Source organism: Tepidamorphus gemmatus, assembly GCF_004346195.1.
Lineage (GTDB): Bacteria > Pseudomonadota > Alphaproteobacteria > Rhizobiales > Tepidamorphaceae > Tepidamorphus > Tepidamorphus gemmatus.
Genome location: NZ_SMAK01000001.1, coordinates 204837 through 226301, shown reverse-complemented (window position 1 = coordinate 226301; position 21465 = coordinate 204837). Strand labels below are relative to the sequence as shown.

The 21465-nt window shown below is 67.7% G+C and carries 24 protein-coding genes and 1 other RNA gene; 10 read left to right on the top strand and 15 right to left on the bottom strand.

All coding sequences use genetic code 11. The features are described 5' to 3' along the window. Nucleotides 1-67: 67 nt before the first annotated feature. The 5 genes from ybgC (at nucleotide 68) to tolB (ending at nucleotide 4174) form a co-directional block, all read left to right on the top strand. Complete coding sequence (gene ybgC / locus EDC22_RS01070; protein ID WP_132804748.1) at nucleotides 68-547, top strand: tol-pal system-associated acyl-CoA thioesterase; 480 nt, start codon at nucleotides 68-70, stop codon at nucleotides 545-547. Nucleotides 548-755: 208 nt separating this feature from the next. Then, a complete protein-coding gene (gene tolQ / locus EDC22_RS01065) occupies nucleotides 756-1460 on the top strand; it encodes a protein TolQ (RefSeq protein ID WP_132804747.1) in 705 nt (234 codons plus the stop codon). A gap of 3 nt (nucleotides 1461-1463) precedes the next feature. Then, nucleotides 1464-1910, top strand: a complete 447-nt coding sequence (gene tolR, locus EDC22_RS01060) for a protein TolR (protein ID WP_132804746.1) — start codon at nucleotides 1464-1466, stop codon at nucleotides 1908-1910. 9 nt (nucleotides 1911-1919) lie between these two features. Further along, complete coding sequence (locus EDC22_RS01055) at nucleotides 1920-2825, top strand: cell envelope integrity TolA family protein (protein WP_132804745.1); 906 nt, start codon at nucleotides 1920-1922, stop codon at nucleotides 2823-2825. Nucleotides 2826-2872: 47 nt separating this feature from the next. Beyond that, nucleotides 2873-4174, top strand: a complete 1302-nt coding sequence (tolB, locus tag EDC22_RS01050; RefSeq protein ID WP_132804744.1) for a Tol-Pal system beta propeller repeat protein TolB — start codon at nucleotides 2873-2875, stop codon at nucleotides 4172-4174. Between the two features lie 266 nt (nucleotides 4175-4440). Here tolB and EDC22_RS01045 read toward each other — a convergent pair whose 3' ends face one another. From EDC22_RS01045 to EDC22_RS00995, 11 genes are all read right to left on the bottom strand, one after another. Then, nucleotides 4441-5190 carry a YebC/PmpR family DNA-binding transcriptional regulator gene (locus EDC22_RS01045; RefSeq protein WP_132804743.1) on the bottom strand — a complete coding sequence of 250 codons (750 nt, stop codon included), beginning with the start codon at nucleotides 5188-5190 and terminating at the stop codon, nucleotides 4441-4443. 113 nt (nucleotides 5191-5303) lie between these two features. Next, on the bottom strand, nucleotides 5304-6119 hold the full coding sequence (locus tag EDC22_RS01040) for a TIGR00282 family metallophosphoesterase (RefSeq protein ID WP_132804742.1): 816 nt from the start codon (nucleotides 6117-6119) through the stop codon (nucleotides 5304-5306). Continuing rightward, a complete protein-coding gene (locus EDC22_RS01035; RefSeq protein WP_245499572.1) occupies nucleotides 6097-6705 on the bottom strand; it encodes a 5-formyltetrahydrofolate cyclo-ligase in 609 nt (202 codons plus the stop codon). The genes EDC22_RS01040 and EDC22_RS01035 overlap by 23 nt, the downstream gene beginning before the upstream one ends. Before the next feature lie 42 nt (nucleotides 6706-6747). Continuing rightward, nucleotides 6748-6908, bottom strand: a non-coding RNA gene (gene ssrS, locus EDC22_RS01030) — 6S RNA. Nucleotides 6909-6977: 69 nt separating this feature from the next. Beyond that, nucleotides 6978-7880: a tetratricopeptide repeat protein gene (locus tag EDC22_RS01025; protein ID WP_132804741.1), complete on the bottom strand. Its 903-nt coding sequence runs from the start codon at nucleotides 7878-7880 to the stop codon at nucleotides 6978-6980. Between the two features lie 97 nt (nucleotides 7881-7977). Next, nucleotides 7978-8202, bottom strand: coding sequence for a 30S ribosomal protein S21 (rpsU, locus tag EDC22_RS01020; RefSeq protein WP_132804740.1), 225 nt, complete (start codon nucleotides 8200-8202; stop codon nucleotides 7978-7980). 134 nt (nucleotides 8203-8336) lie between these two features. Further along, nucleotides 8337-9467 carry a 5-(carboxyamino)imidazole ribonucleotide synthase gene (locus EDC22_RS01015; protein ID WP_132804739.1) on the bottom strand — a complete coding sequence of 377 codons (1131 nt, stop codon included), beginning with the start codon at nucleotides 9465-9467 and terminating at the stop codon, nucleotides 8337-8339. Nucleotides 9468-9587: 120 nt separating this feature from the next. Further along, nucleotides 9588-10430 carry a COG3904 family protein gene (locus tag EDC22_RS01010; RefSeq protein WP_245499571.1) on the bottom strand — a complete coding sequence of 281 codons (843 nt, stop codon included), beginning with the start codon at nucleotides 10428-10430 and terminating at the stop codon, nucleotides 9588-9590. Between the two features lie 4 nt (nucleotides 10431-10434). Continuing rightward, nucleotides 10435-11838: a hypothetical protein gene (locus EDC22_RS01005; RefSeq protein WP_132804738.1), complete on the bottom strand. Its 1404-nt coding sequence runs from the start codon at nucleotides 11836-11838 to the stop codon at nucleotides 10435-10437. A gap of 102 nt (nucleotides 11839-11940) precedes the next feature. Continuing rightward, the gene (gene purE / locus EDC22_RS01000; protein WP_132804737.1) at nucleotides 11941-12435 is read right to left on the bottom strand and encodes a 5-(carboxyamino)imidazole ribonucleotide mutase; all 495 of its coding nucleotides are present in this window, start codon (nucleotides 12433-12435) and stop codon (nucleotides 11941-11943) included. 130 nt (nucleotides 12436-12565) lie between these two features. Beyond that, nucleotides 12566-12772, bottom strand: a complete 207-nt coding sequence (locus EDC22_RS00995) for a YdcH family protein (protein WP_132804736.1) — start codon at nucleotides 12770-12772, stop codon at nucleotides 12566-12568. 214 nt (nucleotides 12773-12986) lie between these two features. On the opposite strand from EDC22_RS00995, the gene EDC22_RS00990 reads away from it, so the two are divergent. Together EDC22_RS00990 and EDC22_RS00985 are read left to right on the top strand one after the other, a co-directional pair. Further along, a complete protein-coding gene (locus EDC22_RS00990) occupies nucleotides 12987-13169 on the top strand; it encodes a DUF465 domain-containing protein (protein ID WP_132804735.1) in 183 nt (60 codons plus the stop codon). Nucleotides 13170-13409: 240 nt separating this feature from the next. Then, nucleotides 13410-14063: a MarC family protein gene (locus EDC22_RS00985; protein WP_342635137.1), complete on the top strand. Its 654-nt coding sequence runs from the start codon at nucleotides 13410-13412 to the stop codon at nucleotides 14061-14063. An 18-nt stretch (nucleotides 14064-14081) separates the two neighbouring features. Here the strand turns inward: EDC22_RS00985 and EDC22_RS00980 are convergent, their stop codons facing one another. After that, nucleotides 14082-15704: an acyl-CoA synthetase gene (locus EDC22_RS00980; RefSeq protein ID WP_132804733.1), complete on the bottom strand. Its 1623-nt coding sequence runs from the start codon at nucleotides 15702-15704 to the stop codon at nucleotides 14082-14084. Nucleotides 15705-15730: 26 nt separating this feature from the next. On the opposite strand from EDC22_RS00980, the gene EDC22_RS00975 reads away from it, so the two are divergent. Next, a complete protein-coding gene (locus tag EDC22_RS00975; protein WP_132804732.1) occupies nucleotides 15731-15988 on the top strand; it encodes a hypothetical protein in 258 nt (85 codons plus the stop codon). 123 nt (nucleotides 15989-16111) lie between these two features. Here the strand turns inward: EDC22_RS00975 and EDC22_RS00970 are convergent, their stop codons facing one another. Then, the gene (locus tag EDC22_RS00970; protein ID WP_132804731.1) at nucleotides 16112-16867 is read right to left on the bottom strand and encodes a sulfite exporter TauE/SafE family protein; all 756 of its coding nucleotides are present in this window, start codon (nucleotides 16865-16867) and stop codon (nucleotides 16112-16114) included. Between the two features lie 167 nt (nucleotides 16868-17034). Here EDC22_RS00970 and EDC22_RS00965 point away from each other — a divergent pair, with 167 nt between their 5' ends. Next, nucleotides 17035-18948: a propionyl-CoA synthetase gene (locus EDC22_RS00965; protein WP_132804730.1), complete on the top strand. Its 1914-nt coding sequence runs from the start codon at nucleotides 17035-17037 to the stop codon at nucleotides 18946-18948. Between the two features lie 282 nt (nucleotides 18949-19230). Here EDC22_RS00965 and EDC22_RS00960 read toward each other — a convergent pair whose 3' ends face one another. Next, a complete protein-coding gene (locus tag EDC22_RS00960) occupies nucleotides 19231-19914 on the bottom strand; it encodes a DUF1013 domain-containing protein (RefSeq protein ID WP_132804729.1) in 684 nt (227 codons plus the stop codon). Nucleotides 19915-20146: 232 nt separating this feature from the next. Next, the gene (locus tag EDC22_RS00955; RefSeq protein ID WP_132804728.1) at nucleotides 20147-21151 is read right to left on the bottom strand and encodes an NAD(P)H-quinone oxidoreductase; all 1005 of its coding nucleotides are present in this window, start codon (nucleotides 21149-21151) and stop codon (nucleotides 20147-20149) included. Nucleotides 21152-21258: 107 nt separating this feature from the next. Here EDC22_RS00955 and EDC22_RS00950 point away from each other — a divergent pair, with 107 nt between their 5' ends. Further along, complete coding sequence (locus tag EDC22_RS00950; RefSeq protein ID WP_132804727.1) at nucleotides 21259-21450, top strand: DUF1192 domain-containing protein; 192 nt, start codon at nucleotides 21259-21261, stop codon at nucleotides 21448-21450. The last annotated feature ends 15 nt before the right edge of the window (nucleotides 21451-21465 follow it).

The window sequence follows — 21465 nt, the reverse complement described above, 5'->3', positions numbered from 1 at the left end:
GCGCCAGCGCAGGAAGGCCTGGACGGGGCAGTCGACAGGCGTCCCGCTCCCGTCGCATAAGGGCGCCATGAACAGCACTGCCGACACAGCCTGGCCCGACCTTGCGGGCCGCATCGTCCAGGGCCGGCACATCCTGCCGGTGCGGGTCTATTTCGAGGACACCGACTTCTCCGGTGTCGTCTACCACGCCAGCTACCTCCGCTTCATGGAGCGCGGCAGGTCGGACTTCATGCGGCTGTCCGGCGCCGATCACGCCGAGCTGTTCGAGGGCAGGGATCCGGTAGCCTTCGCCGTCCGGCGCATGACGATCTCCTTCGAGCGGCCGGCCAGGATCGACGACGTGGTCGAGGTGGTGACCCGTGTGAAGGAGATGCGCGGCGCCTCGATGATCCTCGCCCAGGAGATCCGCCGGGGCGATACCTTGCTCGTCTCAGCCGATGTGCAGGTGGCACTGGTGACGCGCGACGGGCGCGCGAGGCGGATCCCGCCCGAGCTGCGCCGGGTGCTCGGCGAGAGCCGCGGGGATGTCGCCGACAACAGCCCGTAACGGAGCCTTAACCATAGCGAATGCTTGGTGTAGGAGGGGTCGGGCCGATGTCCGGCCCTTGATTTGACATATTCGGCCGCGACCAGATGTTGCTTTGCAACACGTTTTCGCAGCTGCCCGCCGGCATCATCCCGGACAGGGAGTCTGCGTCCGCGGCCGGGCAGGCGCGGATCATGTCCACGAGACCGGATCGGAAGAGGGTCAGCTAATGACGCCGCTGGAGTCGACAGGCCTGCATGCGCCGGGCGAATTGTCGATGCTGTCGCTGTTCCTGCAGGCGGACATCGTCGTCAAGCTGGTAATGATCGGATTGGTCATGGCCTCGATCTGGTGCTGGGCCATCATCATCGAGAAGACCTTTGCCTATCGTCGGGCGCGGGCTCGGATGGACCAGTTCGAGAAGGTGTTCTGGTCGGGCCACTCGCTGGACGAGCTCTACCGCACGCTGGCGACCCGTCCCAACCACGCGATGGCCGCACTGTTCGTCGCCGCGATGCGCGAATGGAAGCGCAGCCACGAGACCGGCGCCCTGTCGCTGCTCGGCCTGCAGTCGCGCATCGAGAAGGTGATGGACGTCACCATCTCGCGCGAGTCGACTCGGCTCGAGAGCCGGCTGCTGTTCCTCGCCACAGTCGGTTCGGCCGCGCCGTTCATCGGCCTGTTCGGCACGGTGTGGGGGATCATGAACGCGTTCACCTCGATCGCGGCATCGGAATCGACCAGTCTGGCGGTGGTCGCGCCGGGCATCGCCGAGGCGCTGTTCGCCACCGCGCTCGGTCTGCTGGCGGCGATACCGGCGGTGATCGGCTACAACAAGTTCTCCAATGACGTCAGCAAGCTGATCGCTCGTCTGGAGGGCTTCGCCGACGAGTTCGGCGCCATACTTTCGCGGCAATTGGACGAGAGAAGCTGAGCCATGGGTGCGAGCCTCGCGGGGAACGGTGGCGCCGGTCGCCGGCGCGGTCGCCGATACCGGCCGATGAGCGAGATCAACGTCACGCCGTTCGTGGACGTGATGCTCGTCCTGCTCATCGTTTTCATGGTCACGGCGCCGCTGCTGACCGTCGGCGTACCGATCGATCTGCCCGAGACCCAGGCCAAGCCGCTGGAGGGCCAGAAGGAACCGTTGACCGTCAGCGTGGACAACCAGGGGCGGGTGTTCCTGCAGGACACCGAGATCACGGTCGAGGAACTGGTGCCGAAGCTGACGGCGATCGCCGAACGAGGCGTCGAGGAGAGGGTCTTCGTGCGCGGCGACCGCACGGTCGACTACGGGACGGTGATGCGCGTCATGGGACGGCTCAACCAGGCCGGCTTCCGGCGCATCGCGCTCGTCACCGACATCGAGCAGGGGCAACGCTGAGGCCGTCGGATGCGCGCCGCACTCTCCGTTTCCACTGCCGGACATGCGCTGATCATCGGCTGGGGGCTGATCGCCTTCGGGACAAGCCCGTTCGAGACCAGATCCCAGCCGGCGATCCCGATCGAGATCCTCACCGTCGCCGAGTTCACCGAGCTGACCGCCGGCACGAAGGACGGCGACCGCGAGGCGCCGCCGGCCGCCGCCGAGATGCCGGAGGCTGACAAGGTGGTGGAGAAGCCGAAGCCCGCACCGCCGAAGGAGACCGCTGCCGCTCCGGAACCGGCGCCAGCGCCGGACCCCGAGCCGGCACCGTTGCGCACGGCGGCAGTGCCAGACGCCGCCGAGACGCCGCCGCTGCCTGAGCCCGCTCCGAAGGCGGCCGAGGAGCCCGCGCCGCAGCCGCTGGCCGATGCGCCGATCCCGAAGGTCAAGCCGAAGGTCGCCGCCAAGCCGAAGCCGCCGACGCCGCAGCCGGCCAGGCCCGAGCGCAAGTTCGACGCCGACAACATCGCCGCGCTGCTCAACAAGATCCCCGATTCCGGTGGCGGCGCTCCGGTACGGACCGCCTCTGTGAACCCCGCCTACGGGGTCGCCTCCGGCGGCACCGGCACTTTGTCGATCAGCGAGATCGACGCGCTGCGTCAGCAGATCGCCCGCTGCTGGAGCCCGCCGGTGGGCGTGCTCGAGGCCGGGCAGCTGCAGGTGCGCATCGGCATGGAGCTCAATATCGACGGTTCGCTGGCAATGCCGCCGCGGCTGCTGAACCCGTCCGGCGATCACATCTTCATGATTGCCGCCGAGGCCGCGATGCGCGCCGTCAACCGGTGCCAGCCCTACTATCTGCCACCCGAAAAGTACGATACGTGGCGTCAGATCAACCTGACCTTCGATCCGAGGGAGCTGATGGGCGGGTAGTTGCGAGTGTCCCGTCTGTCCCGAACCTTCCCAGCCGAGCGGAGCCCATGAGAGCTTTCCTCTGTGCCATTGCAGTGACCGTCTCCGCACTCGCTGCGCCTGCAGCGCATGCGCAGATCGAGATCGACATCACGCAAGCCAACATCCAGCCGTTACCGATCGCCATACCGGACTTCGGTGGCGATCCCGAGTTCGCCAGGCAGATCTCCGACGTGATCTCGGCGAATCTGCGCCGCTCGGGCCTGTTTGCGCCCGTCGATCCCGCCGCCTTCATCGAACGGCCAGACTTCGACGCGATGCCCAATTTCGGCAGCTGGCGGGTGATCAACGCGCAGGCGCTGGTCACCGGCCGCGTGACACGCCAGCCGGACGGGCGGCTGCGGGCGGAATTCCGCCTTTGGGACGTGTTCGGCGGCCAGCAGATGACTGGCCAGCAGTTCTTCACCACGCCGGAGAACTGGCGGCGGGTCGCCCATATCATCTCCGATGCGATCTACGAGCGGCTCACCGGCGAGAAGGGCTATTTCGACACACGCATCGTGTTCGTCGACGAGACCGGGCCGAAGACCAACCGCGTCCGGCGACTGGCGATCATGGACCAGGACGGCGCCAATGTGCGCTATCTGACCAACTCGCCCGACGAGATCATCCGCAATCCGCGCTTCAGCCCGTCGCGTCAGGAGATCACCTACGTTTCGCAGCCCTACGGCCAGGTGCCGCGTGTCTACCTGCTCAACATCGAAACCGGCCAGCGCGAAGTGGTCGGCGACTTTCCGGGCATGACCTTCGCGCCGCGATTCTCGCCGGACGGGCAGCGCGTGGTGCTCAGCCTCGAGCAGGGCGGCAATGCCAACATCTACGTGATGGACCTGAGGAGCCGGCGCACGACGCGGCTGACCAACACGCCATCGATCGACACGAGCCCCTCGTTTTCTCCCGACGGACGCCAGATCGTGTTCGAGTCCGACCGTGGCGGCAGCCAGCAGCTGTATGTCATGAATGCAGATGGCTCCAACCCGCAGCGCATCAGCTTCGGCCAGGGCGCCTACGCAACGCCGGTCTGGTCGCCGCGCGGCGACCTGATCGCCTTCACCAAGCGGCTTGGCGGCCAGTTTGCCATCGGCGTGATGCGTCCGGACGGGTCGGGCGAGCGCATCCTGACCTCCGGATTCCACAACGAGGGTCCGACCTGGGCGCCGAACGGGCGCGTACTGATGTTCTTCCGCGAAACGCCGGGGGCCGCAGGCGGTCCGCAGATCTGGTCGGTGGACCTTACCGGCTACAACGAGATCCGCGTGCCGACACCTTCCTTTGCGTCGGATCCGGCCTGGTCGCCCTTGCTCAACTGACCGCGGTTCAACTGACTGGCGCTCAACTGACCGGGCGGGCTGGCCAGGACATCTTCAGCTTTCCCGGATCGGACCCGGCAGACGACATTGCCGCATCTCACAGCCTCCCCGCCTTCGTCATCCCGGACGCCGACACGATCCGGGATCCGGATAGCAGGACATCGGTGCACGGGCATCCCGCTATGGGCCCCGCGCGGCCGTGCGCGCTATGACCGGAGTGATGCGGCCTGGGTCGGCAGCGAACAGGGACAGCGGACCGCAGCGCCTCAGGCCGCCGTCAGCCGGCCAAGCACCTCCTCCGAGACCTCGAAGTTGGCGTATACGTTCTGCACGTCGTCGTCGTCCTCGAGGACGTTTATGAGCTTCATCAGCGAGCTCGCCTTCTCCTCGTCGAGCGAGGTCAGCGTCTTCGGCTTCCAGGTCGGCTTCACCGAGTCCGCTGCGCCGAGCCGCTCCTCGAGCGCTTTCGCCACTTCACCGAGATCCTCGAAGGCGCAGGTGACAACGTGGCCGGAAGAGTCGCTCTGGACGTCCAGGGCGCCCGCCTCGATCGCCGCCTCCAGAACCGTGTCCGGATCACCGACCGCAGCCGGATAGACGATCTCGCCGACCCGGTCGAACATGAAGGCGACGCTGTTGGTCTCGCCGAGTGCCCCGCCATGCTTGGTGAAGGCGGCGCGCACAACGCTGGCGGTGCGGTTGCGGTTGTCGGTCAGCGCCTCGACGATGATGGCGACGCCACCCGGTCCGTAGCCCTCGTAGCGCACCTCCTCGTAGTTCTCGGACTCGCCGCCCTCGGCCTTCCTGATCGCCCGCTCGATGTTGTCCTTCGGCATGTTTTCGGCGCGGGCGTTCTGGATCGCCAGCCGCAGGCGCGGGTTCATGTTGGGATCGGGCAGGCCGGACTTCGCCGCCACCGTGATCTCGCGGGCGAGCTTGGAGAACAGCTTGGAGCGCTTCGCGTCCTGCGCCCCCTTCCGGTACATGATGTTCTTGAACTGTGAATGTCCTGCCATGGCATTCCTCGATAGTCTCGCGCGACGGCGGGTTGCGCGTCGGGCGAACCCGCTGGAATGCTGCGCTTATAGGCGCGGGAAGCGCGGAAATCCACTGCCGCCGGGCGGCTGCGTCAGATCTGCGGCCAGGTCTCCGCGAGTTGGCCACCGAGCCTCAGCGGTGCGATGGCAGTGGCAAGCCCCGTCCGGTCATCCGTGGTCACCACCACCCCCGAGAGTGTCGCCTCGCCCAGCGCCGGCTCGAAACGTCCGCCCGGAATCTGGGTCAGGAAGCGCCTGAGCGGCTCATCCTTCTCCATGCCGATGATCGAGTCGTAGTCGCCGCACATGCCGATATCGGAGATGAAGGCGGTCCCCCCGCTCAGCACCCGGTGGTCGGCGGTCGGCACATGGGTATGGGTGCCCACCACGAGACTTGCCCGGCCATCCACGAAATGGCCCACCGCCTGTTTCTCGGACGTCGCTTCCGCATGCACGTCGAGAATGACCGCATCGGCAGCCTCGCCGAGGGGACAGGCAGAGAGCTCGCGCTCGATCGCGGCGAACGGATCGTCCATCGCGTTCATGAAGATCCGGCCCATGACGCTGATGACGAGCACCCGGCCCCCGCCGCGCGCCTCGAACAGGCCGGCACCGGCTCCGGGTGTGCCGGGCGGAAAGTTGACCGGCCGCAGCAGCCGCGGCGCCCGTTCGATGAATACCAGCGCCTCGCGCTGGTCCCAGACGTGGTTGCCGGTCGTGATCGCGTCCGCCCCCGCGCCGATCAACTCGTCATGGATCGCCTCGGTAATGCCGAAGCCACCGGCCGCGTTCTCGCCATTGACGACGGTGAAGTCGATCGACAGCCGGTCGATCAGCTCGGGCAGACGGGCGCAGACCGCCTCACGGCCGGCACGGCCGACGACGTCACCGAGGAACAGGAGCCGCACGGTACCGTCCAATCGCTTGCACCAGTCCTGCCTCCGTCAGGATCATGTCCACCGGCTGATCGTAGCGGTCCGTCGGCACGCGGGCCACCTCCTGGCAGGCGAAGCCGAGCCCGATCGCCAGGATCTTGCGCTCGGCGCGTGCCGCGGCCAGCGTCCGGTCGTAGAAGCCGCCACCGTAGCCGATGCGGAAGCCGCGCTGATCGAAGGCCAGCAGCGGCACCAGCAGCAGCCCGGGCTGCTCCTCCGGCGCGGTATCGAGCGGCTGGCGGATGCCAAACGGTCCGGTGCCAACCGGATCGCCGGGACGCCAGCGCCGGAAGGTGAGCGGTCTGCCCCGCCCGACGACGACCGGCAGCGCCAGCCGGCAGCCCTGCCGCACAAGGGCCGCGGTCAGCGGCGCCGTATCGAGTTCGTCGCCGAAGGCGGCAAAGGTGGACACGGTGCGCCGCTGCGCCAGCATCGCGATAAGGCCCGCATAGCCCGCCACCTCGGCAGCGGCGCGGCGGCGGGCCTGTTGTGACAGCCTGCTCCGTCGGGCCCGCCCGACAAGCCGCAGCCGCCGCTTCAGCGAGGTCGGGTCGATCATCTGCCGGATCCGGGAGCAGCGAGGAAACAGCGCCGAGGGTCTGGCGGAGCCGCCGCGGCCGATGGAGAACTTCGATCCCGGGAACCTACACAAGTAGGTGGGCGCCGTATGAAAGAGCCCACGGGCTCAACCAGGGACAGCTCCCTTCGAGATCGATAAGGCCCCGGGGAATTTGAGTCTCCTGTCGGGCCGGGCAGCCCCGCTGGGGGAAATCTAATGATCGAATCTGCCGCTGACCAGAGGCGATCGCGCAAGATCCCCGACGGACGAACCTACCCCGCGCGGGAGCCGAACAGGCTGCCACTGCTGCCAGGCACCTTGGTGCGCAGGCGCGCCAGGCCGTCCTTGGCCGGCTGATAGCCCGGGTTGATCGACAATGCGCGGTTGTAGGCATCCACCGCCTGGCGGTAATCGCCCTTTGCCTCGAGGGCGATGCCGCGATTGGTCCAGGCTTCGAAATAGCGCACGTTCAAGTTGAGCGCACGCCCGTAATCCTCGAGTGCGGCGTCGTAGTTGCCGAGCGCGGCATTCGAGATGCCGCGGCCGTGATAGGGTTCCGGCGCGTTCGGATTGAGGCCGATGGCGGTGGTGAAATCCTCGACCGCGAAATTGTGCAGGCCGCGGCTCTGATAGATCAGCGCGCGGTTGTGATAGCCCTGCGGATCGTCCGGCTGCAGGCGGATGGCGCGGTCGAAGTCGGCAAGCGCCAGCGATATCTGGCCGTTGTGGCGATAGACGTTGCCACGGCCGATATAGGCCGGCGCATAGCGCGGATCGTTGGCGATGGCCCGGTCGTAATCCTTGAGCGCCTGGTCGAACTGGCCAAGCTGGCGATAGACCAGCGCGCGGTTGGCATAGGCCTGGTGGAAGCGCGGATCGAGCTCGATCGCCTTGTCGAAGTCGCGGATCGCCTCCTGATAGCGCCCGGACGCACCATAGGCGGTGCCACGAACATTGTAGGCGCTGGCGTCATTCGGATTGCGGGCGATCACCTCGGACAGCGAGGCGATGTTCACCGAGGCACCGGCAAAGGTGCCGGGATCCGCCGAGGCGAAGGATTCTCCGGGCATGGTCTGACAGCCACCGCCGGCAAGCGCCAGAGCTGCTGCGCCGAGCAGGATCAGACGAGGGATCGCCGAGGAGATCGGATGCATGGGGCGCGCGGTTGGCATCATCTGTACCGGAATGCCGACCCGGCTAGCCGCGCTTTGCGGCAACAATAGGATGCAAGGCGCCATCGGGGCGGCTTTGATCCGCCCGCGGAACGCCTGCTCAGCGCTTGCGCTTGCCGGGGATCAACCCTTCGCGCTGGGCGCGCTTGCGGGCCAGCTTGCGTGCGCGGCGGATCGACTCGGCCTTCTCGCGTGCCTTCTTCTCCGACGGCTTCTCGTAGAAGTTCCGGAGCTTCATCTCGCGGAAGATGCCCTCGCGCTGCATCTTCTTCTTGAGCGCCTTGAGCGCCTGATCCACGTTGTTTTCGCGAACGATGACCTGCACGCGTCGACCTTTCCTCTGACCTGACGAGCTTTGCTGTCGCCTGTCGCTGCCCCGCCACGCCGGGCCAGCGGACAGATCAAGCTCGCGACCCGGACCGGGCGCGAGCGGAATCGGCGGTGCAGATACCAGAGAATTCAGGCCGAGTCCACTTCGCCGACCGTCAACGGACGGGTGGGATCGGCCGTCGGACCGAGCCGCGTCACATGGCCCATCTTGCGCCCCGGACGGGCCTCGCGCTTGCCGTAGAGGTGGAGGGCCGCACCGGGCTCCGCCGCGAGTTCGGCCCACGCCTCGGCATCGGCGCCGATCAGATTGGTCATCCGGGCGTCGGCCACGCGGCGCGTCGATGGCAATGGCCAGCCGGCGACAGCCCGCACATGCGCCTCGAACTGGCTCGCCGGACAGGCCTCGATCGTCCAGTGACCGGTGTTGTGGACGCGCGGGGCAATCTCGTTGACCAGGAGGCTCTCGCAATTGCCCTCGCGCAGGACGAACATCTCGACTCCGAGCACGCCGACATGGCCGAGCGCATCGGCGATGCGGCGGGCAATGGCGCGCGCCGCCGCCGCGGTCTCCTCACCGATGCGGGCCGGCACGCGGCTGGTGCGCAGGATACCGGCCTCGTGCTCGTTCTCGGTGACGTCATAGGCCGCAAACGCGCCATCTGCGGCGCGCACGCCGATGACCGAGACCTCGCAGGCGAAGGGCACCCTCGCCTCCAGCACCGAGACCGCCCCGCCGATCGCGGCAAAGGCGTCCTCCGCAGCCTCAGGTCCGTCCACGCACGCCTGGCCCTTGCCGTCATAGCCGAGCCTGCGGGTCTTCAGGATCGCTGGCCGGGCGAGCGTCGCCGCCGCCGCACGCGCGCCCTCCGCATCATCGACGGGCAGCCAGTCCGCGGTGGCGATCCCGAGCGCGGCGCACAGCCGCTTTTCCTCGAGCCTGTCCTGGCAAACAGCAAGCGAGCGCGCCCCAGGCCGAGTCGGCAACCGCGCCGACAGCACCTCGACCGTGCGGGCAGGCACGTTCTCGAACTCGAATGTCACAGCGTCGCAGCCGGCCGCAAAGGCCGTGAGCGCGGTCTCGTCCGTGTAGGCGGCAACCGTCCGCGCCGCGGCCACGTCAAAGGCGGGACTGTCGGGATCGGGGCAATAGACATGCGTCCTCAGCCCGAGCCGTGCTGCGGCCATTGCCAGCATCCGGCCAAGCTGGCCGCCACCGAGAATTCCGATCGTGGAGCCGGGAGGAAGGGGGTCGGCGGTCATCGGCTGGTCCGTGCGCTGCGCTGTAGACGGATCCGGCACCGCATGGATGCGGTACCTTGCAGCAGGTTCGTAGCAAGCCCCGGCCCGGCACCGCAACGGGCCGGCGCCGATGGCTGTGCGTCAGCGGGAAGCGGCGCTCACCGTCGCCCCGGCCGCCGACGTCGCCAGCCTGAGACTCACCAGTTCGTCCGGCGTGAAATAGAACAACGTGTGCTTGGGCGTCTCCATCGCATGCACCCAGACCTGCGGATCGACTCCCATCCTCGCCAGGTAGCGCTGGCACTCGGCGGAAATGCGCTGCGCCTGAGCCATGCCATCGGCCATCGTCGCCCGGCGCGCCGCCGGGTCGTCGGCCCAGCTGAACACCTGATGCACGCCAACGGCCGCCGACGCGCCGACGCGCCGCTCGGTCCCCGCCGCCAGCACCAGCGGACAGGACGAGGCGCAGTAGGTACCCGCCTCGACTTCGGTTGCATAGCCCTTCTCGCGGATCAGCCGACCCATCGCCAGCGCATCCGCCACCGAGCCGCCGGGCGAGGCCAGCACGACGGTCTTCACGTAGGAACCGCGTTTGCCGATCTCGGCGGCGAACGCTTCGGCCGTACCGGCCACGATGCTGCCGGTTGCCATCAGCCGCCCGTCGCCGAGCAGCTCGAACGTCATCGCCACGGCCGCTGCACCATCCGGCGCATCGGGCAGATTCGGGCCCTGGTTCGGGCGGGCGGGCGGCAGCGGCCCGGACGGCAGGTCGGCACGACGCTCGACAGGCGGCGCTTCCGTGGCGGCCTGCTCGCGCAGTTCGCGGTAGTCGAGCCCCAGCACCAGCACCGTTGCAGCCAGCAGCACCAGAAAGGCATAACGCAGCACCGCGGCATCGGCGCGAACGGGAGGCTTGCCCGAATCCCGGCCCGCGGTTTCATCCGCATCGCCCGACAGGGACCGGAGTTCCCGTGATCCGGTCATCGGCTCAGTCCTTCGCGATGCCGCGCGCGCTCGCCAGCGGCGTGACGTTCGGTTCAGAGGACTTCGACTGGACGGCGGCATCTGCGGACATGTCGGCGACTGCCTTGCCCTCAGCGGCTCCCGGTCCGGACACACGGGCCGACTCCGCAGCCGGGGCGTCTGCCGGCGCATCCCTCGCGACCCCTGCCGCGCTGGCAACCGACGGCGTGTCCGGCGCCAGCGGCATGGTGGCCGCCTGCTCGCGCTCCAGCTCCCGGACGAACCGCAGCGCGGCCATCATCTCGGCCGCCGTCATGGTGGTGGCGTCGGGCAGCTGCACCCCGTCGCGGCGGATCACCGCATAGACGACGCAGAGTATCAGCACCAGCACAGCCGGCATCAGGTCGATCGAGATTGCGCCGGCCCAGCTCGGAATGAAATCGCCGCCGTAGAGCAACACGGCCTCGGCGGTGGACAGCGGCTGGAACTGGGTCGGCTCGATCTGCGGCGCGGTCAGGATCTCGTCGGCAGCCTCGGCGAGCGCCCGCGATTGCGCGGCGACTGCCTCCTCCACCCGACTCACCACGGCGGTCTGGCGCTCTGCGAGATCGGCGCTGCGGCCGCCCGCCACCGGCGCGATGAAGCCGGCGGCGAGATCCTGCGCCGCACGCTTCACCGACGCCGCGACCGAGGTCTGCTGCAGCGCCGCGATGATGCCGAGCAGTGCGGTCGCCTCGGTGGCGAAGGCATCGGAGCGCCGGCTGACCGGCCCTTCCCCCGAAACCAGCTCGCGCATCTTCGCAAGGCGGGCACCGCCTTCGGCATAGAGCTCCTTGACGTTCTCGCCCGACTCCACGACCTGCTGACGCAGGCCGTCGAGTTGCACCGACATCTGGCTGAGCAGCTGGACCACGGTGCCCGAGCCGGCGGTCCCGGTGAGCGAGCCCTCCCGCTCGGCCTCGGCCAGGCGGGCGAAGCGGGTCGAGGCCATCTGGATGTCGGGCAACAGGCTCTGCGTCGCCAGCGCCGCGTTGTGGGCGCGGTCGAGATCGCGGGTATAGGCCTTGAGCGTCGTCGCCAGATGCTGCTCCAGCGCCGCCGAGCCGGCGAGCGCCGCGGCGTTCAGCCACGATGACATCGCGATGATCATCCCCGAGCCGAGCAGCATCGCGGCAAACAGCATGACGCGGCTCTTCATGTCGCGCACATGCGGCGTGAAGCGCATCAGGAATGTCCAGAACGCATATATGCCGACCGACACCGCCGCGGAGTAGATGATCGCGGCGAAGAACACGATCGCGGCATTGCCATCGAGCAGGTCGCGGACACCCAGATAGGTATAGACGCCGCTCGCCAGCGCCAGCACACCGAGCGTGAGCTGGGTGGTCAGCTCGAGGGATTCGACGCCGTCGCGCAGGGGGTTCGACATGGACGAGCACTCCGATGGCGCGGAGGCCGAACATCGGCCACCCGGCGAGCAAGAAGAATCTTTTACACAATCGGGCCGGAATGTGACCCCGGCGGACCGGCCTCAGTCCTCGCTCGGTCGTTCGGCGACGGCAGCGGTCTGTGCCGCACGCCAGGCGTCCAGCCGCTTCGCCAGCGCCGGATCACCCAGTGCCAGTACCGCGGCGGCCAGCAGCGCTGCGTTGATCGCGCCGGGCTTGCCGATCGCCAGCGTTCCGACCGGAATACCGCCCGGCATCTGCACGATCGACAGCAGGCTGTCCTGGCCCGAGAGCGCCTTCGATTCGACGGGGACGCCGAACACCGGCAGCGGCGTCATCGCCGCCGTCATGCCCGGCAGATGTGCCGCTCCGCCGGCCCCGGCGATGATCACCTTGAAACCGGCGTCGCGCGCACCGCGGGCGAAGGCGTAGAGCCGCTCCGGGGTACGGTGCGCCGAGACGATCCGCGCGTCGTAGGCGATGCCGAGCGCCTCGAGCGTCTCCGCCGCATGCCGCATCGTCGCCCAGTCCGACTGGCTGCCCATGATGATCGCGACGGGCGTTGCGGCCGATTCCATCTGATCCCTCGGGAAAGCGCCGGAGTATAGCGAGGGCACAGCCGGGAGCAAGACGAACGGTCCGTCGCGTCCCGCCGCCGAAATGATTCGGATTGATGTGGAAACCGGGGACTGCCGACCCCCTCGCCGTTCAGGCGATGATGTCGGGTGTCAGGCGGTCCTCCAGATGGGTGATGCGATCCTTCAGCGCCAGCTTGCGCTTCTTCAGCCGCTTGATCTGCAGGTGATCCCGGACAACCGAAGCTTCCAGTGCGGCAATGGCCGCGTCGAGGTCTCGATGCTCCTGTCGCAGGTTTGCGAGCTGATCGCGTATGGCGGCCTCGTCGTCGTCCGTCATCTCGTTCCGGGCCTGCAGTCAGAATGGGGAAGCTGCGCAAGAATAGCACGGCTGACGCGCCGCGGCGAGGCGCACCGTCCCGTATCGCGACTACCCCGGACCGATCCAGCGATTCGTTAGCATCGCCGTGCGGATCCCCCCTGGAAGTTCGACAAGGGTCTGCCCATGTGTCACACTGTCGACGTCCTGGTTGCGGCATCAGGGGAGATTGGCGATGTCCGTCGCTGCACATCTGGCAGAGCTTGTCGAGAAGCATCGGGCGCTGGAGCGGTCGATCGAGGAAGAGATGGCCCGGCCATATGCAGACACGGTCCGTGTCTCGGAACTGAAGAAGAAGAAGCTGCGTCTGAAGGAGGAGATCGAGCGGATCCGTCTGGAGCGCGTCTCGCTGCACTAGCCGCGACGCCCCCTCGCGGAGGTTGCCACCGGCCCGGTCGGGCCCGGTGGCCGAGGGGTTCGACCCGCGGGACCGCCTGTCTCCGCCCGTCGCCTCGGCGAGGTCGGGACATCTTGCTGTTGTCGCCAGGCGTCGCAACTCGCGGTGAAGCAGGCTATGCTTTGCGAGGGCTCCGGCTGGGTGCGGTCTCCTCGCGCCGGGCGGGCCCCGCGGGGCGCCATGCGGCGATCGGTGGCCTGACTGGAGGCTACCCTGATACATCTGTCCTGGCAGGATTTCGTCACCAACCTGGCGACGCTATGGGTCGTTCTCGACCCGGTCAGCACCGTCCCGATCTTCCTTGCCCTCACTCCCGGCATGGCGGCCGCACGCCGCAGGAAACTCGCCACGATCGCGGTGCTGATCGCCGCCGCCGTGCTGATGTTCTTCATCATCGCAGGCCAGCTTCTGCTCGGCGCGCTCGGCATTCCGCTCTACTCGTTCCAGATCGCCGGCGGCATCGTCCTGTTCCTGTTCGCGCTCAACATGGTGTTCGGCCAGACCAAGCCGCAGCAAGCGCAGGAGATGAGCGCCCCGGCGGACCCCGACGCATCGGTCGCCGTCTACCCGCTGGCGATCCCCGCAATTGCCGGTCCCGGGGCGATGCTCGCCGTGGTCCTGCTCACCGACAATGACCGCTATTCACCGATGCAGCAGGCCGACACCGTGGCGATGCTGCTCGCCGTGCTGTTCGTGCTGTGGCTGGCGCTGCTGGCGGCGAACCCGATCAGCCGGGTCATCGGCGCCGCCGGCGCCAACATCCTCGGCCGCGTCATGGGCCTGATCCTGGCGGCCGTCGCGGTCGACAACGTGCTGAAGGCGGCGGCGGTCTATGTTCGGGCGGCGATGGGGTAGCGACGCGGAACTGCGACCTCAAACCCCCTTTGCCATCTCTCTCAGCACGAACTTCTGCACCTTGCCGGTCGAGGTCTTGGGCAGTTCGGCGAACACGACATGGCGCGGACATTTGAAATGGGCGAGCCGCGCGCGGCACCAGGCGATGATGTCCTCGGCCGTCACCTCGTGGCCAGGTCGCACCTCGACGAAGGCGCACGGCGTCTCGCCCCACTTTTCGTCGGGCTTGGCGACGACGGCGACGGCCTGGACCGCCGGATGCTTGTAGATCGCATCCTCCACCTCGATCGACGAGATGTTCTCGCCGCCCGAGATGATGATGTCCTTCGAGCGGTCCTTGAGCTGGATGTAGCCATCGGGATGCATCACGCCGAGGTCGCCGGAATGGAACCAGCCGCCGGCGAAGGCCTCTTCTGTCGCCTTGCGGTTCTTGAGATACCCCTTCATCACGACGTTGCCACGGAACATCACCTCGCCGATCGTCTCGCCGTCGGCCGGTACCTCCCGCATGGTGTCCGGATCGCGGACGCTCAGCGCCTCCAGCGGCAGGTAACGCACCCCCTGCCGCGCCTTGCGCGCGGCACGGGTCGGGCCGTCGAGCGCATCCCACTCGCGCTTCCACTCGTTGACGACGGCCGGACCATAGGTCTCGGTCAGGCCGTAGAGATGGGTGACGTTGAAGCCGTTCTCGGCCATCGCCGCCAGCACCGCCTCAGGCGGCGGCGCGGCGGCGGTGAAGAATTCGACCGTGTGGTCGAGCCGGCGCTTGTCCTCGTCGGCGGCGTTCAGGATGGTGGCCATGACGATCGGCGCGCCACACAGATGCGTGACGCGGTGGTCGGCGAGCGCGTCCCATATCGCCTTCTGCCGCACCTGCCTGAGGCACACATGGGTGCCGGCGATGACTGACAGAGTCCAGGGAAAGCACCAGCCGTTGCAGTGGAACATCGGCAGCGTCCACAGATAGACCGCGTGCTTCGGCATCGAGCCTGTGATGACGTTGCCCTGCGCGAGCAGATAGGCGCCGCGGTGATGGTAGACGACACCCTTGGGGTTGCCGGTGGTGCCGGAAGTGTAGTTGAGGCTGATCGCGTCCCACTCGTCGTCCGGCATCTGCCAGGGATAGGCAGGATCGCCCTCCACCAGGAACGCCTCATAGTCGATCGTCCCGAGCCGCGCACCGGACTGCGGAAACGCCGGGTCGTCGTAGTCGATCACCAGTGGACGTACCTTTGCGAGCTTGAGGGCCTCCGCCACGGTCGGCGCGAATTCCCGGTCGGTGATCAGCACCTTGGTCTCGGCATGATCGAGCGTGAAGGCGATGACGGCTGCATCGAGCCGCGTGTTGAGCGTGTTCAGCACCGCCTTCGTCATCGGCACGCCGTAGTGTGCCTCCAGCATCGGCGGCGTGTTGGCGAGCATCACCGAGACGGTGTCCCCCTTGCCGATGCCGCGTTGCGCCAGCGCCGAGGCGAGCCTGCGGGCACGCGCATAGAACGCCGCGTAGGAGGTCCGGCTGTCGCCGTGGATGATCGCCGTGTGGTCGGGAAACACCGACGCCGCCCGCTCGAGGAAGCTGAGCGGGGTCAGCGGCTGGTAGTTGGCGGCATTCTTGTCGAGGCCGATGTCGTAGGCGCTCATGATGTTTCCCCCGAAGCGACATTGCCGTGACGCTAACGCCAGCTCCGGGTATCGGCAACGGAGTCGCCGCCTGCTCGATCGGCCCCACATTCTGCTGGCCCCCGGACCCGCCGTTCGTCGTCACCTTGGTGTCGGCGGCCTCAAACCGCCGGTTCGTCGACTTCATGATCATGGTGTCGAACACCATGGTCGGCTTCCTTGAGGCGAAGAGGATCGTGACGCCGCCAGACGTGCAGCGCCGGAATGCGGCTGGTCGTTGGGAAGGAGCGATCATCGGCGAATGAGGCCGCGAGAGATTTGTTCGAGAATCGCTGCGCGCCCCGTCTGACCCTTGTGCGCATGAATTTCGACGAATCCGGGGTTGCCCGCACCCCTTCCTGAACGATGTCGTTCGCGCCCGTCGCGTGTCAGACCAACACCCTCAGGCCGTCCCCGATCAGCTTCAGCCCGATCGCGAACAGCACCATGTAGGTGATGCCGTAGAACATCTCCGGCCGGATGCGCCGGACCAGCACGACCCCGGCAAGTGTCGCCAACGGTGCCAGCGGCAGCAGCGCTGCCGAGGTCCAGAGGTTTTCCGTCGAGAACTGGCCGAGAAAGAAGTAGGGAACGACCTTGACCGCGTTGACGACGGAGAACACGAGGATGGCGGTTCCGGCGAACAGCTTCGGATCGAGCCTGAGCGGCAGCATGTACATCTGGAACGGCGGCCCACCGGCATGGCTGACAAAGCTGGTGAAGCCGGACACCACCCCCCAGAACCAGCCCTTGAGGCGGTTGTGCGACCGCGGCTCGCGGCCCGCTGCACCGCCGTACCAGTGGTTGAGGGTAAACAGCACCACCACGATGCCGACGATCAACCGGACATGCGCTTCCGTCACCCAGGCCGCGGTAGCCCATCCGACGGCCACCCCGACGAGCGCCGCCGGCAGCACGATCGCGACCGCGCGCCGGTCGAAGGTGCCGCGCCAGGCAATCAATCCCACCAGGTCCATGACGATCAGGATCGGCAGCATGATCGCCGCCGCCTGCACCGGAGGGATGACCAGCGCCATCAGCGGCACGGCGAGCATGCCGAGCGCGCCGCCAAATCCGCCCTTGGCCATGCCGGCCAGCAGAATCCCCGGCACCGCGGCAACATAGAACCATGGATCGGTGATCATCAGCCCGGCCCGCCCGCCGCCTCGCGCGGCCCCGCGCTTATAAGGTCCCGGCCGTTCTGACGAAAGTAGCGTGTCGCGGCGCTTGCATTGCGATGGCACAAGGACAGAATGCCCGGCATCGGACAAGACGCGCCGGATAGCGCGCACGACGGCAGGGAGGCCGTGGAATGTCGAGCCGGTATTACGAGGTGTACGAGGCATGGCGCCGCGACCCGGAGGGATTCTGGGCCGAAGCCGCCCGCGATCTCGTCTGGACGAAACCCTGGGACCGGGCGTTCGATCCCGATCTGGGCGTCTATGGCCGCTGGTTCGTCGGCGCCGAGTGCAACACCGCCTACAATTGCCTCGACCGCCATGTCGCCGAGGGCCGCGGCAGCCAGACGGCGCTGATCTACGACAGCCCCGTCACCGGACAGACGGCCCGCTTCAGCTACGAGGAGCTGACAGCCGAGGTCGCGACCCTGGCTGCGGTTCTCCTGAAGCATGGGGTCGGCAAGGGCGATCGCGTCATCGTCTACATGCCGATGGTCCCCGAAGCCGCCGTCGCGATGCTGGCCTGCGCGCGGATCGGCGCGATTCACTCGGTCGTGTTCGGCGGGTTCGCGGCACGCGAGCTCGCAACCCGTATCGACGACGCCAAGCCGAAGATGATCCTGACGGCCTCTTGCGGCATCGAGCCGGGCCGCATCGTCAGGTACAAGCCGCTGCTCGACGAGGCCATCGCACTGTCGGCCAGCAAGCCGGACGCATGTCTGATCCTGCAGCGCCCGATGGAGGCCGCCCCGCTCATCGAGGGCCGCGACTTCGACTGGGCGGCGTCGGTCGCCGCGGCGAAGGCAACCGGTGAACGCGCCGAGTGCGTCCCCGTTGCCGCCACCGATCCGCTCTACGTGCTCTATACCTCGGGCACGACCGGCCAGCCCAAGGGGGTGGTGCGCGACAATGGCGGCCATATGGTCGCGCTGAAATGGTCGATGCATGCCCTGTATGGCATCAGGCCCGGCGAGGTGTTCTGGGCGGCCTCGGATGTCGGCTGGGTCGTCGGCCATTCCTACATCGTCTACGGCCCGCTGCTGCACGGCTGCACCACCATCCTGTTTGAAGGCAAGCCGGTCGGTACGCCCGATGCCGGGACCTTCTGGCGCGTCATCGCCGAGCACGGCGTCGCCGCCCTGTTCACGGCACCGACCGCCTTCCGCGCCATCAAGAAGGAGGACCCCCAGGGCAAGCTGATCGGCAAGTACGATCTCTCCGGCTTCCGCACCCTGTTCCTCGCCGGCGAACGGGCCGACCCCGACACCGTCCAGTGGGCCGAACGGATGCTGAACGTGCCGGTGATCGACCATTGGTGGCAAACCGAGACCGGTTGGGCGATTGCCGGCAATCCGGTCGGGCTCGGCACCCTGCCGGTGAAGTACGGCTCTCCGACCGTGCCGATGCCCGGCTACGAGATCCATGTCCTCGACGAGGCGCACAACGAGGTGGCGCCCGGCAGGATGGGCGCGATCTGCGTGAAGCTGCCGCTGCCCCCCGGCTGCCTGCCGACGCTGTGGGGCAACGACCAGCGCTTCCGCGACAGCTATCTGAAGGAATTTCCCGGCTATTACGCCACCGCCGATGCGGGTTACCGGGACGAGGACGGCTACCTCTACATCATGGCCCGCACCGACGACATCATCAATGTCGCCGGCCACCGTCTGTCCACCGGCGCCATGGAGGAAGTGCTGGCGAGCCATCCCGATGTCGCCGAATGTGCGGTGATCGGCATCAGCGACGCGATGAAGGGCCAGGTGCCGGCGGGGTTCATCGTGCTGAAGGCCGGCGTCAACCGTGACGTAGCCGAGATCGAGAAGGAGGTTGTGCAGCTCGTGCGCGACAAGATCGGACCGGTCGCCGCGTTCAAGATCGTCATCACCGTTGGCCGCCTGCCGAAGACCCGCTCCGGCAAGATCCTGCGCGGGACGATGCGTTCGATCGCCGACGGCGAGGACTACCGGCTGCCCGCCACCATCGACGACCCGGCGATCCTCGACGAGATCGGCGCGGCGCTGAAGGCGCGCGGCATCGCCAGGGCGGTGTGACAGCGGCAGTCGATCTGTACGGTGCAACGGCGGCCGTGTCGTGGCGAGAGTCCCGCCCGGCGCCTGATCGCTGGCGTCATCCCGGTCGGCCGCCAGGCCGATCCGGGATCGCATGGCGACGGGGGAAGACCGCGTAGGCGCCCAGATCCCGGTGCCCGGCGTTGCGATTGGGCTGAAGGACGGGCTCTGATGGCCGCCGGTTCAGATGGAACACGTGGCGGTGTGGATGTGGCAGGCGGCGTGCCGGTCTCGAGCTGTGGGCGCGCCGCCTCTCCGACCAACTCAGTCCTCTGACGAGACGTTCTCGCCCCTCATCGACTTCAGCTTGGCGAAGATCGCGTCGGGATCGAGTTCGTCGCCGGCCGGATCGGTCGGCGCGGTGTAGCCGACGCTCTCCTCCGGCGACAGCAGGCGCGGCCCCTCGGCGAGTTCCGGCGGCCGATCCTTCGCGGCTGCCTGAACTTCCATGTCGAGGTCGATCTGGGAGCACAGCCCGAGCGTCACCGGGTCCATCGGCGTCAGGTTCGCGGCGTTCCAGTGGGTGCGCTCGCGGATCGACGCGATCGTCGCCTTGGTCGTGCCGACCAGCCGCATGATCGCGGCGTCCTTCAGTTCGGGATGGTTGCGCACCAGCCAGAGGATCGCGTTCGGGCGATCCTGGCGGCGCGACACCGGCGTGTAGCGCGGCCCCTTGCGCTTCTTGGCGACAGGGATGCGCACCTTCGGTTCGGCAAGCCTCAGCTTGTGATTCGGATCCTTCTGCGCTCGCTCGATCTCCTCGCGGGTGAGCTGGCCGGTAAGCACCGGATCGACACCCTTGATGCCCTGGGCCGCCTCGCCATCGGCGATCGCGCTGACCTCGAGCTCGTGCAGCCCGCAGAACTCGGCGATCTGCTTGAAGGACAGCGAAGTGTTGTCGACCAGCCAGATCGCGGTCGCCTTGGGCATCAGCAATGTGTTCGCCATAAATCTCTCCCTTGCGCTCCACCGCCATATGGCGGGGAGCCCCGGACGCTTCCAACATTGTACGGGGATGCCGTCTATATAGGGGCGTTCGCGACGCGACGCAAACGGGTTGCGCGGCTTTCCGGCCGGCTCCAGAGCAATTCCCGCAGATGCCGACGCCGCTTCCCTGTCAACGATTGCGACGAACCTGGCCGTTCGGGGGGATCACCGCGTCCGCGCAGCGACGACCCGCTCACAGCCCGGTCTGCAGGACGATCTTGCCGATGTGTTGGCCGCCATCCATGCGAGCCTGCGCCGCGGCCGCATCACGCAGGGAAAAGATTGAATCGATCACCGGCTTCACCGTTCCGGACTCGATCAGCGGCCAGACCCTTTCCTCCAGCGCGCGGGCGATCGCGGCCTTGAACGCAACTGACCGCGGCCGCAGCGTCGAGCCTGTATGGACGAGCCGCTTGCGCATCAGCGCATTCAGATCTACCGTCGGCTTCGCCCCGCGCAGGAAGGCGATCTGAACGATGCGGCCGTCCTCGGCGGCGGCGTCGTAGTTGCGCGCGACGTAGTCGCCGCCGACCATGTCGAGAATTACATTGACGCCGCGTCCGCCGGTCATCTGCTTGACGACCTCGACGAAGTCGCTTTGACGGTAGTCGATCACATGATCGGCGCCGAGGCGCGCGCAGGCGGCGCACTTGTCGGGGCTGCCGGCTGTCGTGAACACGGTCGCACCGAACGCTCTGGCGAGCTGGATCGCTGTCGTGCCGATGCCGCTCGAGCCGCCGTGGACAAGGAACGTCTCGCCCGCTTCGAGCCCGGCCCTGTCGAAGACGTTGGTCCATACCGTGAAGAAGGTTTCGGGAATCGCCGCGGCCTCCACCATCGACAGGCCGGCCGGTACCGGCAGGGCGTTGGTCTCGTGAACCGTGCAGTATTCCGCATAGCCACCGCCGGCGACGAGCGCGCAGACCGCCTCGCCAACCCCGAAACGCGACACGCCCTCCCCCATCGCGACGACGGTTCCGGCGATCTCCAGCCCGGGTATGTCGGAGGCTCCCGGCGGCGGCGGATAGACGCCCTGGCGCTGCAGCACGTCGGGACGGTTGACGCCGGCGGCAGCCACGCGGACCAGAAGTTCGCCGGGACCGGGTCGCGGCACCGGGCGGTCGACCGGGATGAGCACCTCCGGGCCGCCGGGCGCGGCGATCTGTATGGCGGTCATGGTGTCCGGCATGTCGGTCATCGCGGCCTCCCTGTGGCTGCCGGGACATAGCCGCAGGCCAGCGTCGTGACAACCGCCACGAGGCCGGACTAGAGTCCCGGCATGACCCGGACACAGGGAGAAGCACCATGTTCGAGGAGGAACCGCGCCCCAGGCGGCCGGTGGCACACGAGATCGGCTGCGACCTGACCGCCCTGTCGCTGCATGAGCTGCGCGAGCGCATCGAACTGCTACGCGCGGAGATCATCCGGATCGAGGCGGAGATCTCCGCAAAGGATTCGACCCGCTCGGCGGCCGAGAACCTGTTCTCCCGACCCTGATGCACAGGCACCCGT

What these genes read in the sequence shown, in the direction of transcription:
- ybgC (WP_132804748.1), top strand. Translation starts at nt 68, where the DNA reads ATGAACAGCACTGCCGACACAGCCTGGCCCGACCTTGCGGGCCGCATC.
- tolQ (WP_132804747.1), top strand. Translation starts at nt 756, where the DNA reads ATGACGCCGCTGGAGTCGACAGGCCTGCATGCGCCGGGCGAATTGTCG.
- tolR (WP_132804746.1), top strand. Translation starts at nt 1,464, where the DNA reads ATGGGTGCGAGCCTCGCGGGGAACGGTGGCGCCGGTCGCCGGCGCGGT.
- EDC22_RS01055 (WP_132804745.1), top strand. Translation starts at nt 1,920, where the DNA reads ATGCGCGCCGCACTCTCCGTTTCCACTGCCGGACATGCGCTGATCATC.
- tolB (WP_132804744.1), top strand. Translation starts at nt 2,873, where the DNA reads ATGAGAGCTTTCCTCTGTGCCATTGCAGTGACCGTCTCCGCACTCGCT.
- EDC22_RS01045 (WP_132804743.1), bottom strand. Translation starts at nt 5,190, where the DNA reads ATGGCAGGACATTCACAGTTCAAGAACATCATGTACCGGAAGGGGGCG.
- EDC22_RS01035 (WP_245499572.1), bottom strand. Translation starts at nt 6,705, where the DNA reads ATGATCGACCCGACCTCGCTGAAGCGGCGGCTGCGGCTTGTCGGGCGG.
- EDC22_RS01025 (WP_132804741.1), bottom strand. Translation starts at nt 7,880, where the DNA reads ATGATGCCAACCGCGCGCCCCATGCATCCGATCTCCTCGGCGATCCCT.
- EDC22_RS01015 (WP_132804739.1), bottom strand. Translation starts at nt 9,467, where the DNA reads ATGACCGCCGACCCCCTTCCTCCCGGCTCCACGATCGGAATTCTCGGT.
- EDC22_RS01010 (WP_245499571.1), bottom strand. Translation starts at nt 10,430, where the DNA reads ATGACCGGATCACGGGAACTCCGGTCCCTGTCGGGCGATGCGGATGAA.
- EDC22_RS01005 (WP_132804738.1), bottom strand. Translation starts at nt 11,838, where the DNA reads ATGTCGAACCCCCTGCGCGACGGCGTCGAATCCCTCGAGCTGACCACC.
- purE (WP_132804737.1), bottom strand. Translation starts at nt 12,435, where the DNA reads ATGGAATCGGCCGCAACGCCCGTCGCGATCATCATGGGCAGCCAGTCG.
- EDC22_RS00995 (WP_132804736.1), bottom strand. Translation starts at nt 12,772, where the DNA reads ATGACGGACGACGACGAGGCCGCCATACGCGATCAGCTCGCAAACCTG.
- EDC22_RS00990 (WP_132804735.1), top strand. Translation starts at nt 12,987, where the DNA reads ATGTCCGTCGCTGCACATCTGGCAGAGCTTGTCGAGAAGCATCGGGCG.
- EDC22_RS00980 (WP_132804733.1), bottom strand. Translation starts at nt 15,704, where the DNA reads ATGAGCGCCTACGACATCGGCCTCGACAAGAATGCCGCCAACTACCAG.
- EDC22_RS00970 (WP_132804731.1), bottom strand. Translation starts at nt 16,867, where the DNA reads ATGATCACCGATCCATGGTTCTATGTTGCCGCGGTGCCGGGGATTCTG.
- EDC22_RS00965 (WP_132804730.1), top strand. Translation starts at nt 17,035, where the DNA reads ATGTCGAGCCGGTATTACGAGGTGTACGAGGCATGGCGCCGCGACCCG.
- EDC22_RS00960 (WP_132804729.1), bottom strand. Translation starts at nt 19,914, where the DNA reads ATGGCGAACACATTGCTGATGCCCAAGGCGACCGCGATCTGGCTGGTC.
- EDC22_RS00955 (WP_132804728.1), bottom strand. Translation starts at nt 21,151, where the DNA reads ATGACCGACATGCCGGACACCATGACCGCCATACAGATCGCCGCGCCC.
- EDC22_RS00950 (WP_132804727.1), top strand. Translation starts at nt 21,259, where the DNA reads ATGTTCGAGGAGGAACCGCGCCCCAGGCGGCCGGTGGCACACGAGATC.